Genomic DNA, 15245 nt, shown 5'->3' on the forward strand with positions numbered 1-15245 from the left:
GGATCATCTCCGTATGGTGTCTAAGAGTCGTTCAGGCCGGATTGGGCCACAGATAGAACGCCACCATGATCCCTAGGAAAATGACGGTGGCCAGAAAGGAGCCCCACCGGCTCCGGCCGTTGTCTGCAGGCGACGCCATTGCCGGGACAGGATAGACAGAATCGGAATTCGCGATCAATCCTCCGGCTCACCAGAGAGGCCATGGGAGGGGATGCCGGTCGGTAGGCGGGTAGGGGTGGGTCGGATCGTCGAGCAGCGCCTCCACCCGGGCGGCCAGCGCGTCGGCTTCCTCGCCGCCGAGGAGCTCCTCCATGCGGGCGTGGAGCCGATTGCCGATAGCCTGATCGAGCCTCCTGACGCAATCCACCATCGTGCCGGGCAGGGCCTGGCCGGAGAATCCCCACATCACCGTGCGGAGTTTGGGCTCGGCGTGGAGCGTCAGGCCGTGGTCGATGCACCAGATCCGCCCCGAGCGGTCTGCGATCACGTGCCCGGCCTTGCGGTCGGCATTGTTGATCACCAGATCCAGGGTGATGATCGGCCAGAGGGTCGGGTCGGCCTCGTTGATCAGGGGCGCCGGATCGAAGTCCTCGTCCACCTCCACGAACGCCTGGGCCGAGCCCGGTCCGAACGGCCCGCTGATCGGCACCGTTTCGGGAACGCAGTCCAGCCCGGCCGCGCTGGCGAGCTCGAAGGTCAGCACCTCGCGGGCCGGGAGGGTCAGGCAGTCGAAGTCGTAGAGCGGGCGCTGTCCCTGTTCGGGCTTGTAGACCACCATCCTGCCCGTACCGGTCACCGCCAGCAAGGTTGCGTTGGAGGCGTTCTGGAACCGGCCGATGATCTCGGCGATGTCCCAGGCGTCGCCGGTCGGGCCGGTCACCCGGGCAGTCGGTGGCCGTTACCCGATGGGCAGTTGTGCCCCTCGGGGTCCTCGGGTAACAGGCATTCCGGGCATTGAGCCCGTCCGGAGTGGACCGCTCGCAGCGCCATCACCGCGCCCGCCCTGAGTTGCTGCGGCGTGATCGCAAAGGTGGCCTTCTCATCGTCGGCCTGACCCTCCAGCAGCAGGGTCATCTCCTCGTCCCCCTCGATTCGCATGGCGATGGACATCACCCGGAACAGCACGTCGGTTTCGAGGGTCGGCTCGGGCAGGTCGGCGCCCTGTGCCACCAGATCATCCACCGGCACGTCGTCATCCCATCCCATGTTCGAGATCAGATCCAGGCCTTGCTCGCCGAGCACCGCCGCCTGGGTCTTCTCGAACAGGAACCAGGCTCTCTCGTGCTGCGTCTGGACGAACAGGTAGAAGGCCCTCTGTCCCGGCGGGCCGATTGCCCCGACAAGGAAAAGGTCCACCGGTCCGAACTGCCGGGAGGATGGGCTGGTCACACGACCACCCCGGTTGCGTTGATGGAGACCACGGCCGGAGGCCGGCCTGCTTCGATGCTGAGTTCGGATATCGAGGCGGTCGAGATCCTCAGCCGCTGGAACAGGTCGAGGGCTTGGCCGAGGTAGTGGGCGATCACCAGCTTGATGATGTCGGCGTGGCTTACCGCCACCACCGTCTTCCCTTCGTGCATCCCGGCGATCCGCTCCACGCTTCCGACCGACCGGTGCTGGGCCTCCGCGAAGGACTCACCATCAGGGAACCGGAACCGGGAAGGCGTCATCTGGACCGATTGCCAGGCCTCCAGACGCCGCAGCGAGTCGAGGGTCTGCCCGGTCCAGCCGCCGAAGTCCATCTCTGTCAGGCCGGGTTCGACGACGGGGTCCATCTCGTGCGGCCGGGCGACCAGGACCGCTGTTTCCATGGTTCGTTCGATGGGTGAACTGTAAACCGCCTCGATGTCCAGCCCGGCCAGCGCCTCGGCGGCGGCTCGGGCGGCCTCGCGACCCTTGCGATCCAGGGTGACGCCCGGGGCCCGCCCGGTCAGGCGGTCGCCGGTTTCCGGCGTGGGGGCGTGGCGCACCAGGAGTATGCGGGTCATGTGCACGACTGAATCTAGATCGCTCCGGCGCTCATCGGTAAACGACTCTCGGGTTGTGGTCACGAGTGGGGCTCCGGTTACCGGAAGCCGGGCGGCTGCGCAGTGGAGGCACAAGGCGCGGGAGCGTCGGGCGCGGCACGGCGCCCCAGACATTCGGGAGTCCTCGGAGCAGGGAGCCATAGCGGGATTCTTCGCATTCTCACCAAGACGGCCGGAATCTGTCACACCTCCCATATACCTTGCCTGTCGCCAAGCACCCACACCGGCCGATGATGTGGGACCGATCGGAACGGCCGGCCCGAGGGAAAACGACAGCTCATGGAGCGAACCGCCGATCGCCCGGCAGCCAGCCGGGCATGGCCGACCACGCTCCCAAAAAGGACAGGTGGTGGCGGGGGAGGGCCCGGTGCGGAGCACCGGATTTTCGCGAGTTTTGACTGGAATTCTCGTTTCTTGATGCACAAGACGCCGTATATGACGCCCTGATCCTCAGGTTCACCGTGGCTCTCGAACCTGAGGTTCACCGCACCGTATATGACGCCCTGATCCTCAGGTTCCGGGCACGGCTGGTGGTGCCGGGAGCCCAAGTTCTCGGCCAATTGGCGATCGTCGGGCCTGGGAATGCTCCGGTCGCCTAAGAGTCGAGCAATTCGAGACGGGGCAGGGGGGTGATGTTGGTGGGGAGGTTGTTCCGCACGCTGTTGACCTGGCGGGACACCGGATACCAGGTCAGCTTGGAGTCGGCGAGGGGGCCTAGAAGCGGCTCGACGGCGCCGGCGGACCGGATGTCACGGTCCAGCCAGAGATCCCAGTCGTCAGGTTCCAGGATCACCGGCATGCGGGTGTGGATCGGGGAAAGGCCCTCGTTGGCCATGGTCGTGATGATGGCGGCGCTCCGGATCCACTCCCCGCTTTCCGGATCCCTCCAGGCTGCCCAGATACCGGCAAACGCCATCGGAGAGTCGTCGGCCATCCTCACGAAGTAGGGATGCTTCCCGACCTCCGTATGGCCCCATTCGAAGAACCCGGTGGCCGGCAGGAGGCACCGCCGGCGGTGCAGCGAGTCCCGGAAGGCCGGTTTTGTGGCCACGGTCTCGGCCCGGGCGTTGATGTTGAGCGGGCCCCTCCGGTCGGCGGCCCAGTGGGGTATCAGGCCCCAGCGGAATGACCCCAGCTGCCTGGATCCCCTGTGCTCGGCCACGGCGTACACGGGATCGGTAGGAGCCACGTTGTAGCTGGGTTCGAGACGCTCGGTCAACACGTGATCCACTCCGAAGTAGCCGGCCAGATCGTCGGGCTCGGCGTTGATGACGTATCGCCCACACATGCGGCTGCCCAGGTTACCGGCGGCTCGCGTGCTCGCCCCGGTAGGGCCATTGGAGGTGGACCGTCACTATCCTGTCCGTCTGCGGCGAGTTCGCCAGACGGCCGCGGTTGCCCAGGGCAATCGAGGAAAGTCCGGACTCCACAGGACAGGGAGCTGGGTAACGCCCAGGCGGGGCGACCCGACGGAAAGTGCCACAGAGATCAGACCGCCGATGGCCCTCTCGGGGGCACAGGCAAGGGTGAAACGGTGGTGTAAGAGACCACCAGCATCCCGGGAGACCGGGGTGGCTGGTAAACCCCTCCCGGAGCAAGGTCAAGCAGAGGCGTCGGTGGTCCGCCGGTCAAGCTTCGGGTGGACCGCACCGAGGTCTGGCGGCAACGCAGACCCCAGATGGATGGCCGTCGCCCGTCACAGGCGGGTACAGAATCCGGCTTACCGGCGGGCTCGCCGTACCCCGCTAGCAAATCAAACTACTACCGGCTAGGAGGGATCGGTGGGGCGGGGCCGGCCCCCGAACGCGCCGGCGACGTGGCCGATGATGGCGGCGACCAGTGCGAATCCTGCCAGGGTCAGCGGGCTGGCGGGACTGCCGGCCACCAGGCTGAAAGCGGCCACCACCGCGTATACCGCCAGGGCGGCGACCGCGCCGTGCATTCGGGCGAAGAAGGGTGGAACCAGGCGCCCGGCCACGTATCCCGCCACATGCTCGCCCCCGAACAGGGCCAGGGCCAGCACGGCCCAGGTGACGGTCTGGCCGGTGTCTATCCCGAAACGGGCGCCGAGCCACAGGACAGCCAGTCCGATCAGCCCGGCGAAGACCATCGAGAGCAGGCCTGCTACCGCCCCGAGCCCCACCGCCACCAGGTTGATCGACTTCATGACCCCAGTCGCTCTTCGACCACCGTGCCTGCCAGGAGACAGCTCTGCCGCCCGGGCCGGGCCGGGTCCGCCGCCCCGGTGAAACGCTGGGGCATAGTGGCAGGTCTAACCTGCGACAAGTAGCCCACTTTCAAACAGGGGAGGTCCGTCTTGACTGGTTCACTCAACAGGTACCTAGCGGAGTTGCTGGGGGCGTTCGTGCTGATCGGGGTCGGTTCCATGGCGATCCTCAGCTCGGGCGGAAGCATCGCTGCCATCGCCTTCGGGTTCGGTCTGGCCCTTCTGATAGCGCTGTACATGTTCGGCTCGGTGTCGGGCGGTCACTACAACCCTGCCGTCACGCTGGCCCAGCTTATCCGGGGTCAGATCACCGCCGCCGATGCAGTCGGATACATCGTGGCCCAACTCGCCGGTGCGGTTCTGGCTTCGGGCCTGGTGGCCGCCGTGCTGGGCGCTTCGGCGGTCGGCAGGACCGTGGTAGGGGACGGTGCGGACATCGGTTCGATCTGGGTTCTGGCTCTCGAAGCACTGTTCACCGCCTTCCTGGTGATAGTGATCCTGCGCGTCACCTCTGGCGAGAGTGCCGCCGCGCCCGTCGTCATCGGTTTGACGCTGGTGGTGATCCACCTGGCGCTGGTTCCCATTACGGGGGCCTCCGTCAACCCGGTGCGGAGCCTGGGCCCCGCCATCGTCGCGGCGGACTTCACCGACGCCTGGGCCTACATCGTGGGCCCGCTGGTAGGCGGCGCGGTGGCGGTCTACGTGGACCGTTTCATCAACGCCGAGGCTTCCTGAGAAAGGCCTTCCTCCTCAGGCCTTTGAGGTACGGGGTCGGTTACCTTCTCCCGGCCCCGTACCTTCCGCGTTCGGGTCAACCGTTCCGCCGGAACTGAGGGTGTCATGCAGATCTCGCCCGTTTAGGGAGGACGGACCACTGATAAGCTTCGCGCCATGACGGAATTCTCCTGGTCGGAGGTGCTCGGAACCATCTCCCAGGGTGGCGACCTGAGTCGCGCCCAGGCCCGGCAGGCCATGCGCCAAGTAATGGGTGGCCACGCATCCCCGGCCCAGATCGCCGGCCTGATCGTGGCGCTCCGCATGAAGGGTGAGACCGTGGAGGAGATGGGCGGCTTGGTCGACGGCATGGTGGAGGCGGCGGTCCGGGTCGACCTCGGCGACGCCGATCCCGTAGACATCGTGGGTACGGGAGGGGATCGCTCCGGTTCCTTCAATATCTCCACCACCGCCTCCTTCGTAGCGGCCGGCGCTGGCATACCGATCGCCAAGCACGGCAACCGGTCGATGTCTTCCAAGTGCGGCTCGGCAGACGTTTTGGAGGCACTCGGGGTGGTCATCGACCTTCCGGCCGAGAGGAACCGCCGGTTGTTCATGGACACGGGCTACGCATTCTTCCTGGCGCCGGTCTACCACCCGGCCATGCGCTTCGCCGGGCCGGTCCGTAAGGAGCTCGGCATTCCCACGGTCTTCAACTTCCTGGGCCCGCTGAGCAATCCGGCCGGGGTGCGTAAGTACGCGCTAGGTGTGGCGGATGGGCGCATGGCCGAGCGCATGGTCCGGGTGCTGAGCCTCCGGGGGTCGGAGCGGGCCCTCGTGTTCCACGGCTCGGACGGCTTGGACGAGCTCACCCTGAGCGGTCCTTCGGTGGTCTGGCAGCTTGACGGAGGCCGGGTGTCCAGAACCGAGGTATCGCCCCGAGACGTGGGTCTGGGACCGGCGCCCGTGTCCGATCTCCTTGGGGGAGCGGCCGAGGTGAATGCGGGCATCACCCGCCGCGTCCTGGATGGCGAACCCGGGCCCTGCCGGGATGTCTCGCTGCTGAACGCGGCGGCAGCCATAGCCGCATCCGGCCGTACGGACGACCTGGCCGAAGCGGTTGCCGTGGCCGCCGAGTCGATCGACAGCGGTGCGGCCCGCGACGTCCTGGACAGGGTGGTGGCCCGGAGCCGGGGGCTGGCCGGGGGCTGACCCCGCACGTTCTCCGGAGATCTCCCTCCGGATGGCGCACGTTTACATCCGCTCGATGCTTATCATCCAGGGTCATGAGAAACCGCAGTCGAGTGGGGGTCGCCGTCCTGGCCGCCGTGATCGCCCTAGCGGCATGTGGAGGCGGCTCGGACGAGCAGGTCTCATCCGAACCTGCGGCGCCGGCCACCACCTCGGCGGTTACCACTCCGGCAGCCACAACAGCCGTAGCCGAAGCTCCCAGCCCCACCGCAGCGGATTCGCCCGCCGAGTCCCCCACGACCGCGGCCGCCCCCGAGACGACCGTGGCGACGGAGCCTGCCGCCACTCCGGAGACGACTGCAGTTACGGAAACTACCGTCGCTCCGGAACCCACCGCCGCTCCGGAGACGACTGCGGTCACCGCACCAGCCGCCGTTCCCGAGGGCCCTCCCATCCCGGCCCTAACCCTGGAACTGGACGACGGGACTACGTTCGTCACGACCGAAGCCACCAAGCCCGTCCTCTACCTGTTCTGGGCGGAGTGGTGACCGACATGCCGACGGGAGTTGCCCGTCGTAGACTCTGTGGCCGCCGAGTTCGCCGGCCAGGTGGATGTGATCGCGATCGCCTGGGCTTCGACGTACGAGAAGACCGCCTCCGCCGCCCGCGGTTTCCTCACCTCGGGGGCCACCCGCTGGCTGCTGGACGATTCGGTGTTCGCCGACTTCGAGGTGACCTACCAGCCGGTGGGGGTGTTCGCGGTGGGCGGCGTAGAGGTCAACCGCTGGTTCGGTTCCATCCCCGAGCAGGAGCTCCGCCAAGCCATCACGGACGCCCTGTCGTAGTTACAGGGCGGTGGCAATGGTGAGGGTGTAGGTGCCGGTGCCCGAGCCGAAGTCGGTTACTTCGACGTAGTAGGTGCCTGTGCTGGGTGCGGTCCATGTGAGCCGGGAGGCTGTCGAGTCGCCGTAGTCGTCGTTGCCGTCCAGCCAGGTGCCGTCGGCGTCGTATAGGTCCAGTACTGAGTCTTGAAGGGTTCCGAGGGTTACGTCTAGTTCGTACGACTCGCCGGCCGTCGCTTCGAAGGCGAAGAAGTCACCGTCCCCTTCGTACTCCAATTCGCCTTGGACGGCGACACCGATCTCGACTGGTGTTGCGTTGTCTGCCGAATTCGGGTGGTCGTCCACGATGTCTGAGATGGCGATGGTGAGGGTGTAGGTGCCGGTGTCGAAGCTGGTCACCTGGACGTTGTAGGTGCCTGTGCCGGGTGCATACCAGGTGTTGTTGTTGACTGTGTTGTCGTTGCGGATCAGCCCGGCCAGCCAGGTGCCGTCGGCGTCGAAAATGTCCAATACTGATTCTTGGAGGGATCCACGGGTTACGTCGAGTTCGTAGAGGCCGCCCTCTGTGGCTTCGAAGGTGAAGTAGTCCACGTCGCCTTCATATTCCAACTCGCCCGGTGCGGACACACCGATCTCGACTGGTGTTGCGTTGTCTGCCGAATTCGGGTGGTCGTCCACGATGTCTGAGATGGCGATGGTGAGGGTGTAGGTGCCGGTGCCGGTGCGGAAGCTGGCTACCTGGACGTTGTAGGTGCCTTTGCCGGGTGCGAGCCAGATGAGCCGGGAGGCTGTGGACTCGGCGGAGTCGTCGTTGGCGTCCAGCCAGATCCCGTCGGCGTCGAACAGTTCGAGTATGGAGTCATCGAGAGTTCCGAGCGTCACGTCCAGCTGGTAGTACTCGCCTTCTTGGGCTTCGAAGGCGAAGTAGTCCCTGTCGCCTTCGTAGTCAATGGCGCCATGGGTGTCCACTCCGATCTCGACTGGTGTTGCGTCGGCGGTCGAATCGGGGTGATCGTCCACGATGTCCGAAAGGGCGATGGTGAGGGTGTAGGTGCCGGTGCCGACGTCGAAGCCGGTCACCCGTACGTAGTAGGTGCCTGTGCCGGGTGCGATCCAATAGAGCCGGGAGGCTGCGGACTCGGCGGAGTCGTCGTTGCCGTCCAGCCAGATGCCGTAGGTGTCGAAGATGTCAAGCACAGAGTCTTCGAGTGTTCCGAGGGTCACGTCCAGTTGGTAGAGCTCGCCTTCTTCAGCCGCGAAGGCGAAATAGTCGCCGTCGCCTTCGTAGTCGATCGCGCCTCGGGCGGCCAGTCCGACATCGACCCGTACTGCGTTGGCTGCCGAATTCGCATGGTCGTCCGTGATGCCTGAGATCGTGAGCGTGTAGGTGCCGGTGCCGGTGCCAAAGCTGGTCACTTGGACGTAGTAGGTGCCTGTGCCGGGTGCGTCCCACACGAGCCGCGACGCGGTTGTTTCGCCATAGTCGTCGTTGCTGTCCAGCCAGGTGCCGTCGGCGTCATATAGGTCCAGTACGGAGTCTTCGAGAGTGCCGAGGGTCACGTCCAGTTGGTAGAAGTCGCCTTGTTCGGCTTCGAAGGTGAAGTAGTCGCCGGCGCCTTCGAGGTCCAACTCGCCCTGGAATGCCACGCCGATCCCGATGGGTGTTGCCTCCTCGATCACCTGGTCCCAAGGCAGGTCACCGGGATCCGACCACGATAGGTCGGGCACGCACTCCAGCAACTCGAACAGATACAAGGAGTCGTCGGCGAAGCCGGTGAAGAGGGTTGCCCAGTCGAAGTCGGTCACCCATTCCCGGAGGCAGGTTGCCTCTTCCTCGCTGAGGTCGTCGAGGGTCAGTCCGGTGTCCTCGAGTACGGAGGCAATGAACATGTCGGGAGCGCATGAGAACAGGTCGGGGAGGAAGTCCACGAGGACCGCGAAGTCGTCTCCGGCGAGGAGCGTTGCCCAGTCGGTGTCGGCTGCCCATTCCCGGAGGCAGGTTGCCTCTTCCTCGCTGAGGTCGTCGAGGGTCAGTCCGGTGTCCTCGATCATGGATGAGATGAACATGTCGGGGGCGCATGCGATCAGGTCGGGGAGGAAGTCGCCGAGAAGCGCGAGGTCGTCTCCGGTGAGGAGCGTTGCCCAGTTGGTGTCGGCTGCCCATTCCCGGAGGCAGGTTGCTTCTTCCTCGCTGAGGTCGTCGAGGGTCAGTCCGGTCTCCTCGAGCATCAGTGATGTGAACAGATCCGGATTGCACCTCATGAACGCGGTGGTGACTTCCCCTGCCGCCTCGGCGTCATCAGCCGACAGGGCCACCATGGTGGCAACCACATCGATCCCGGACACCCACTCGTTCAGGCAGACCCTCGCATCCGCGTCAATCAGGAACAACCCATCCTCTTCCATCCCTGCGACCAGCAAGGCGAGGAACACGGCGCGGGCAGTTTGGGGGGCGAGGCAGGAGAACATCGAGACCTCCCACGCCTCCGGGGTGTCCGACTCCGACATCACCGGTCGGGCCAGCACCGATTCCAGTAGCTCGCCCTCGAACGAGTCTCGGACGCATTCCTGCTCGGTGGTGGTGAGAGCCTCGAACACCTCCCCCCATTCGGTGGACGCATCAACGCTGACATCGAAATCGGCGGCAGTCTCCGTGGTCTCGGTTGGCGCTGTCGTCGTGCTGCTAGCGGTTGTTGTGGTGCTAGCCGTTGTTGCCGTGTTGATTGCGGCGGTGGTCGTCGACTCCTGAGTCGAGTCGCCCCCACAGCTCGCCAGGACGATGACGGCAAGCGAAGCCCCGAGCAACCCGAGGTAACGGACATGGGATCGCGACTTCATCGGCTCCACAGCCTACCCCGGCATGGTCGTTACCCAGGGGCCTGGCGGAACTCGCCCTGCCTCGATTCGATCGCCTGGCCGGACAGGAGTTGCTCCAAGGCTCCGGTGAGGGTGAGGGCCCCGATGTGCGACCGAACTTGTGGGTAGCGCCGGAGACGACCTCCACCGCCCGACTCGCGGCCTAGGAAAGAGCGACGGTGAGGGTGTAGGTGCCGGTGCTGCGCCTGTAGCTGTGGACTAGGAGGTAGTAGGTGCCTGTAGCGGGTGCTTCCCATCTGAGCGGGGATGTTGTTGCGTCGCTGTGGTAGTCCTCGAAGACCGAGCCGTCGGCGTCGTATAGGTAGAGGACGGAGTCTTGGAGGGTTCCGAGGGTTACGTCTAGCTCGTAGAGTTCGCCCTCGATGGCTTCGAAGGTGAACACGTCGCCGTCGTTGCCGTATTCGAGTTCGCCTTGGGTGGCTATGCCAGTTTCGATGGGTGTTGCGTTCTCCGTCGCGTTTGGGTGGTCGTCTTCTATGTCTGCGATGGTGATGGTGAGGGTGTAGGTGCCGGCGCCGGTGTCGTAGCTGTGTACTCGGACGTAGTAGGTGCCTGTGCCGGCTGCGCGCCATATGCGCGGGGCTGCTGTCGATTCACCGTAGCCGGCGATGGACCCGGTTCCGTCGGTGTCGTAGATACTCAGTCCGGAGTCCGGGAGGGTTCCGAGGGTTACGCCTAATTCGTAGTACTCGCCCTCTGTGGCTCCAAAGCTGAAGAAATCACTGTCGTGGTCGTGTTCCAGTTCGCCTTGGGTGGCTGTTCCGATCTGGACGGGTGTTGCGTTTGCTGTCGAGTTCGGGTGGTCGTCTGTGATGTCTGAGGTGGTGATGGTGAGGGTGTAGGTGCCCCTAACGCTGCCCCAACTGCTTATTTCGGCGTGGTAGGTGCCTGTGTCCGGTGCGTGCCATACGAGCCGGGACGTCGAGTCCCCGTAGTCGTCGTAGCTGGTCAGCCAGTTGCCGTCGGCGCCGTATAGGTCCAGTATTGAGAAAGGGAGGGTTCCGAGGGTTACGTCCAGTTCGTATGCCTGGCCTCTTGTGGCTTCGAAGGCGAAGAAGTCAAAGTCGTTGTCGTATTCCAGTTCGCCTGGGGTGGTCATGTCGAGTTCGACGGGTGTTGCGTTTTCTTTCGAGTTTGGGTGGTCGTCTTCTATGTCTGGGATGGTGATGGTGAGGGTGTAGGTGCCGGAGAGGGTGGCGAAGCCGGCTACTTGGACGTAGTAGGTGCCCGTGGCGGGTGCGCGCCATATCAGCGGGGCTGCTGTCGAGTCGCCGTAGTCGTTGTTGCTGGCCTGCCAAGAGTTGTCGGTGTCGTAGATGGTGAGCCTGGAGTCTGGGAGGGTTTCGAGGGTTACGTCTAGTTCGTAGTACTCGCCCTGCGTCGCTTCGAAGGCGATGTAGTCAACGTCGCCGTCGTGTTCCAGTTCTCCTTGGGTGGCCGCGCCGAGTTCGACGGATGTTGCGTTAGCTGCCGTATCCGGGTGGTCGTCCACGATGATGCGTGAGATGCCGATGGTGTACGTGCCGGTGCTGCGGCCATAGCTGTGCACTTGGACGTGGTAGATGCCAGTGGCGGGTGCGTGCCACATGAGACGGGATGCCGTCGAGTCGGCGTAGTCGTCGTTGGCGCCCAGCCGAAAGCCGTCGGCGTGGAATAGTTCGAGTACGGAGTCTTGGAGGGTTCCGAGGGTAACGTCCAGTGCGTATTCCTGGCCCCCCGTGGCTTCGAAGGTGAAGTAGTCGATGTCGGCTGGGTATTCCAGTTCTCCATGGGTGGCTATGCCGATCTCGACGGGTGTTGTGCTGTCTGCCGGGTGGTCGTCCACGATGTCTGAGATGGTGATGGTGAGGGTGTACGTGCCTCTGTCGAAGCTGAATACTCCGACGTAGTAGGCGCGTGTGGTGGGTGCCTGCCATGTGAGCGGCGGCGCTGGCGAGTCGCGAAAATCGATACCGTTGGCCAGAAAGCCCGCCTCGTCTTCGTATACGTAGATAATGGCGAGCTGGAGGGTTTCGTGGGTGACGTCTAGGTCGTAGTACTCACCCTCTGTGGCCTCGAAGGCGAAGTAGTCGATGTCACCGTCGTACTCCAGTTCGCCTTGGGTGGCTGCGCCGATCGCGACCGATGTTGCGTTTGCTGTCGAATTCGGGTGGTCGTCCACGATGTCTGAAGTGGTGATGGTGAGGGTGTAGGCGCCGGTCTCGATGCTTGTTACTCGGACGTAGTAGGTGCCGGTGGCGGGGGCGGGCCATATGACCGGGGCCGTATACGAGCCGTGCCCCCGACCGGCCAGCTCGGTGCCGTCGGCGTCGTATATGTCGATTGCGTAGTCATCGAGGGATACGTCTAGCTCGTAGAGTCCGCTCTCCGTAGCTTCGAAGGCGAAGAGGTCTCTGTCTTCGTCGAGTGTGACCACACCTATCTCAACCGGTGTTGCGTGTTCGATCGCGTGGTTCCAACGCCAGCCACTGGGGTGCCAAGGCAGTAGGTCAGGAGCGCATTCCAACAAGCCGATGAGGAGGTTCACGGCCAAGGGATCAGCGTTGGCGCCGGTGGCGAGGGTTGTCCAGTCGGTGTTGGTTGCCCATTCGTGGAGGCAGGATGCTTCCTCTTCGCTGAGGTCTTCGAGGGTGAGGCCGGTCTCCTGGAGTATGAGTGATATGACCAGATCCGGATTGCACCTCATTAAGGCGGTGGTGACTTCCCCTGCCGCCTCGGCGCCTTCAACCGACAGGGCCACCATCGTGGCAACCACGTCGATCCCGGCCACCCACTCATCCAGACACGACTGCGCTTCTGCGTATGTTCGGAACACACCATCCTGTTCCATCCCGGCGACCAGCGAGGCGAGGAACACGGCTCGGGCGGTTTGAGGGGCGAGGCAGGAGAACATCGAGACCTCCCACGCCTCCGGGGTGTCCGACTCCGACATGACTGGTCGGGCCAGCACCGACTCCAACAGGTCGGCATCGAAGGTGTCGCGGATGCACTCCTGCTCGGTGGTGGTGAGAGCGTTGGACACCTCTCCCCATTCGGTGTCCGCATCCACGCCGACATCGAAGTCGGCGGCAGCTTCGGTCGTATCGGACGGGATTGTCGTCGTGCTGGTTGGCGCAGCTGTTGCGCCCGGAATCGTTGTCGTGCTGCTGGCGGCGGTGGTCGCTGACCCCCGTGTCGAGTCGCCCCCACAACCCGCCAGGACGATCATGACAGCCAAGGCAGGGAATACCGAGGTCCAACTGAGATGGCACGGCGAGGCCATTGGCTCCACGAGCCCGGCCGGCATCCTTGTTCCTGGGTCTCTAATCCGGCAGCGAGACAGTCGACTCTTCACAGCGTGCACACGTCTCAAGCTAGCCCACGAACATGCCCTAGTGCGTCGAGCGACTCTGATCGCGTCCCCCGGGTTGGAGAGAAGCCGCGCCGGGAGCGCTACGCGCGGTCTGGCGGGGACTGGCGGAATTCGCCTACCTGTCTCGACTCGATTGCCTGGCCCGATAGGAGTTGCTCCAGGGCTCCGGTGAGCGTGAGGGCGTCGGACTCGCCGAGGAACTTCCCGACGATCACGCCGCCGGAGATGAAGACGGTTTCGGGGACGCCGAAGATTCCGAACTCGATGGCGGCGCGGGACCCCGGATCGGACAGGTACCGGGTGGCGCCACCCCGGCCCAGCTCGTCCAGGAAGGCGGTGGCGCGGGCCGGGGCGTCCTGGAAGGCGACTCCCAGGAACCGCACCGATCGGTCGTGGTAGGCGTCCGCCGTAGAGATGAGATCGGCGTGCTCGTTGCGGCATTGCAGGCACCAGGAGGCGAAGAAGTTGACCACCACCACGTCGTGCGAGGCGCTCAACTCCTGCAGATTCACGGAACCGTCGCCATCGAGGTGGGGGAGGGTCAGGTCGGGAACAGCTGCGCCGATGACCGGTGAGGCGCTCCCGCCGGATTCGTCCCCGAACCGGGCCGCGAAGACGGCCACGGCCAGGCCGACGGCCACCAATCCGGCCACGAGTAGGTAGCGCCCGCGAGAGCTCATCCGCCAACCTCCGCCTGCCGCCGGGCTTCGGCGATCCTGTCCTCGATCGCCCCCCGGATCCCCTCGGGAAGGTTCTCCTCCTCCAGCAGGGGTTCCAGGTGTTCCAGCGCGCCGGCGGCGTCCCCCTCGGCGAGAAGCAGCAACCCGAGAAACAGGTGCGCCTCCGCGTAGCCGTCATCCACCGCCAGGGCTTCGTCCAGGTAGGACCGGGCGATGCCGGCATTGCCGGACTCGAAGGTCATCCAACCGACCCTCGCCAGGGCACGGGAACGGCGGGTGCGGTCGAGGTCACCGTCCAGAGCGCCCAGGTAGTGGGGGAGGGCGTTCGAGAACTCCCCGGCCTCGAAATACCGGTCGGCCAGGCTGAGCCGCATGGCGGCGATCTCCGGCACGTCGGGGTTGGCGGCGATGACCGCCTCCATCTGGTCGTTGGTCACCTCGGAAAGGTCTACCGGCGTCTCCGAGTAGCCGGTCACGAACCCGCCCTCCCTGGGCCGGATTGCTAAGTAGGCGGTCACCGACACGACTATCACGGCGCCGATCAGGAGCAACGTCCCCGCCAGGCGCCGCCCGGATCGGCCCGGCCCCGCCGGCTCAGGGTCTCCGTCCTCCGTCCCGGCCTCGACGGAGTCAAGCTCCTGCCGGTACCGCTCGATCAGCCGCCGGGCGGTGACGGCGTCGAGCTCCTCGTCGGCCAGTTGCCGGCGCACGTCGCGGATGTCCGCCTCGATCAGGGCCCGCCGCCGGCTCACCGGCGGCCCGTCACCCATCGGCAGGCTCCGGTCGTCGGATCAGGCGCCGGAAGGCCAGCCAGGCGCCGACCGCGGCCACGCCGGCCGGCAGCACCCAGAGCAGCACCGTGGTGCCCGAGAAGCGGGGATCCAGCCGGATGCCCTCGAACCTGGCCTCCAGGTAGTCCAGGATCTGCTCGTCGCTCCAGCCCGCGTCCACCTTTTCCTCCACGAAGCCCAGGATGTCGTTGGCATATGGGGTGGGGGAGTCGGCTATCGACTCCCCCTGGCAGACCGGGCACCGGATCCGGGCGCCGAGCGCCTCCACCCGGTCACGTTCGCTCGGCTCACCGACCACCAGGCCCCACCCGACGATCCCCGCCAGGATGAGGGTGGCGGCGCCCGCCAGGATGGCGCGGCGGTCAGTCATGGCCGGCCCTCGCTGCCTGCCGTCTCCGGCTCGCCACGGCCGAGAGCGAGAATCCGGCTCCGGCGGCCGTCACCAGCCCGCCCAGCCACACCATCCACTGGAGTGGGTAGCTCCAGACATCGGCCACCATCCCCGAGCTGTCGAGCCGGGTGAGCGAGACGTACAGGTCTCCCC

General features: G+C 65.4%; 15 protein-coding genes and 1 other RNA gene. 5 read left to right on the top strand and 11 right to left on the bottom strand.

Going from position 1 to position 15245, the window contains the following annotated elements; genetic code table 11:
- Positions 1-187: 187 nt before the first annotated feature.
- The 4 genes from OXK16_15035 to OXK16_15050 all read right to left on the bottom strand — a co-directional run bounded on the left by OXK16_15035 (position 188) and on the right by OXK16_15050 (position 3315).
- Positions 188-880, bottom strand: coding sequence for an SCO1664 family protein (locus OXK16_15035; GenBank protein ID MDE0377257.1), 693 nt, complete (start codon positions 878-880; stop codon positions 188-190).
- A complete protein-coding gene (locus OXK16_15040; protein MDE0377258.1) occupies positions 877-1389 on the bottom strand; it encodes a DUF3090 family protein in 513 nt (170 codons plus the stop codon). Before OXK16_15040 ends, OXK16_15035 begins: the two co-directional genes overlap by 4 nt.
- Positions 1386-1988 carry a histidine phosphatase family protein gene (locus tag OXK16_15045; protein ID MDE0377259.1) on the bottom strand — a complete coding sequence of 201 codons (603 nt, stop codon included), beginning with the start codon at positions 1986-1988 and terminating at the stop codon, positions 1386-1388. Before OXK16_15045 ends, OXK16_15040 begins: the two co-directional genes overlap by 4 nt.
- Before the next feature lie 634 nt (positions 1989-2622).
- Positions 2623-3315 carry an SOS response-associated peptidase gene (locus tag OXK16_15050; protein ID MDE0377260.1) on the bottom strand — a complete coding sequence of 231 codons (693 nt, stop codon included), beginning with the start codon at positions 3313-3315 and terminating at the stop codon, positions 2623-2625.
- A gap of 85 nt (positions 3316-3400) precedes the next feature.
- Between OXK16_15050 and rnpB the strand changes: the two genes are divergently transcribed.
- Positions 3401-3766: RNase P RNA component class A (rnpB, locus tag OXK16_15055), an RNA gene on the top strand.
- A 29-nt stretch (positions 3767-3795) separates the two neighbouring features.
- Here rnpB and OXK16_15060 read toward each other — a convergent pair.
- Positions 3796-4194 carry a hypothetical protein gene (locus OXK16_15060; GenBank protein MDE0377261.1) on the bottom strand — a complete coding sequence of 133 codons (399 nt, stop codon included), beginning with the start codon at positions 4192-4194 and terminating at the stop codon, positions 3796-3798.
- A 150-nt stretch (positions 4195-4344) separates the two neighbouring features.
- On the opposite strand from OXK16_15060, the gene OXK16_15065 reads away from it, so the two are divergent.
- From OXK16_15065 to OXK16_15080, 4 genes are all read left to right on the top strand, one after another.
- Positions 4345-4989 carry an aquaporin gene (locus tag OXK16_15065; protein MDE0377262.1) on the top strand — a complete coding sequence of 215 codons (645 nt, stop codon included), beginning with the start codon at positions 4345-4347 and terminating at the stop codon, positions 4987-4989.
- A gap of 156 nt (positions 4990-5145) precedes the next feature.
- Positions 5146-6180: an anthranilate phosphoribosyltransferase gene (gene trpD / locus OXK16_15070; protein ID MDE0377263.1), complete on the top strand. Its 1035-nt coding sequence runs from the start codon at positions 5146-5148 to the stop codon at positions 6178-6180.
- A 74-nt stretch (positions 6181-6254) separates the two neighbouring features.
- The gene (locus tag OXK16_15075) at positions 6255-6707 is read left to right on the top strand and encodes a hypothetical protein (protein MDE0377264.1); all 453 of its coding nucleotides are present in this window, start codon (positions 6255-6257) and stop codon (positions 6705-6707) included.
- Between the two features lie 18 nt (positions 6708-6725).
- Positions 6726-7004, top strand: a complete 279-nt coding sequence (locus tag OXK16_15080) for a hypothetical protein (GenBank protein MDE0377265.1) — start codon at positions 6726-6728, stop codon at positions 7002-7004.
- On the opposite strand, the gene OXK16_15085 is transcribed toward OXK16_15080, so the two are convergent.
- From OXK16_15085 to OXK16_15110, 6 genes are all read right to left on the bottom strand, one after another.
- Positions 7005-9839, bottom strand: a complete 2835-nt coding sequence (locus OXK16_15085) for a PPC domain-containing protein (protein MDE0377266.1) — start codon at positions 9837-9839, stop codon at positions 7005-7007.
- Between the two features lie 181 nt (positions 9840-10020).
- The gene (locus tag OXK16_15090) at positions 10021-12810 is read right to left on the bottom strand and encodes a PPC domain-containing protein (GenBank protein MDE0377267.1); all 2790 of its coding nucleotides are present in this window, start codon (positions 12808-12810) and stop codon (positions 10021-10023) included.
- 500 nt (positions 12811-13310) lie between these two features.
- Positions 13311-13910 (bottom strand): redoxin domain-containing protein, encoded by a 600-nt coding sequence (locus tag OXK16_15095; GenBank protein MDE0377268.1) that lies wholly within the window; start codon positions 13908-13910, stop codon positions 13311-13313.
- Positions 13907-14680 carry a tetratricopeptide repeat protein gene (locus OXK16_15100; GenBank protein MDE0377269.1) on the bottom strand — a complete coding sequence of 258 codons (774 nt, stop codon included), beginning with the start codon at positions 14678-14680 and terminating at the stop codon, positions 13907-13909. Before OXK16_15100 ends, OXK16_15095 begins: the two co-directional genes overlap by 4 nt.
- Positions 14673-15071, bottom strand: coding sequence for a cytochrome c-type biogenesis protein CcmH (locus tag OXK16_15105; protein ID MDE0377270.1), 399 nt, complete (start codon positions 15069-15071; stop codon positions 14673-14675). Before OXK16_15105 ends, OXK16_15100 begins: the two co-directional genes overlap by 8 nt.
- Positions 15064-15245 (bottom strand): hypothetical protein (locus OXK16_15110; protein MDE0377271.1); only part of this gene is annotated, 182 nt, incomplete at its 5' end. The genes OXK16_15110 and OXK16_15105, both read right to left, overlap by 8 nt.

The sequence above is a fragment of the bacterium genome, from assembly GCA_028821235.1.
In the GTDB taxonomy this organism is placed as follows: domain Bacteria; phylum Actinomycetota; class Acidimicrobiia; order Spongiisociales; family Spongiisociaceae; genus Spongiisocius.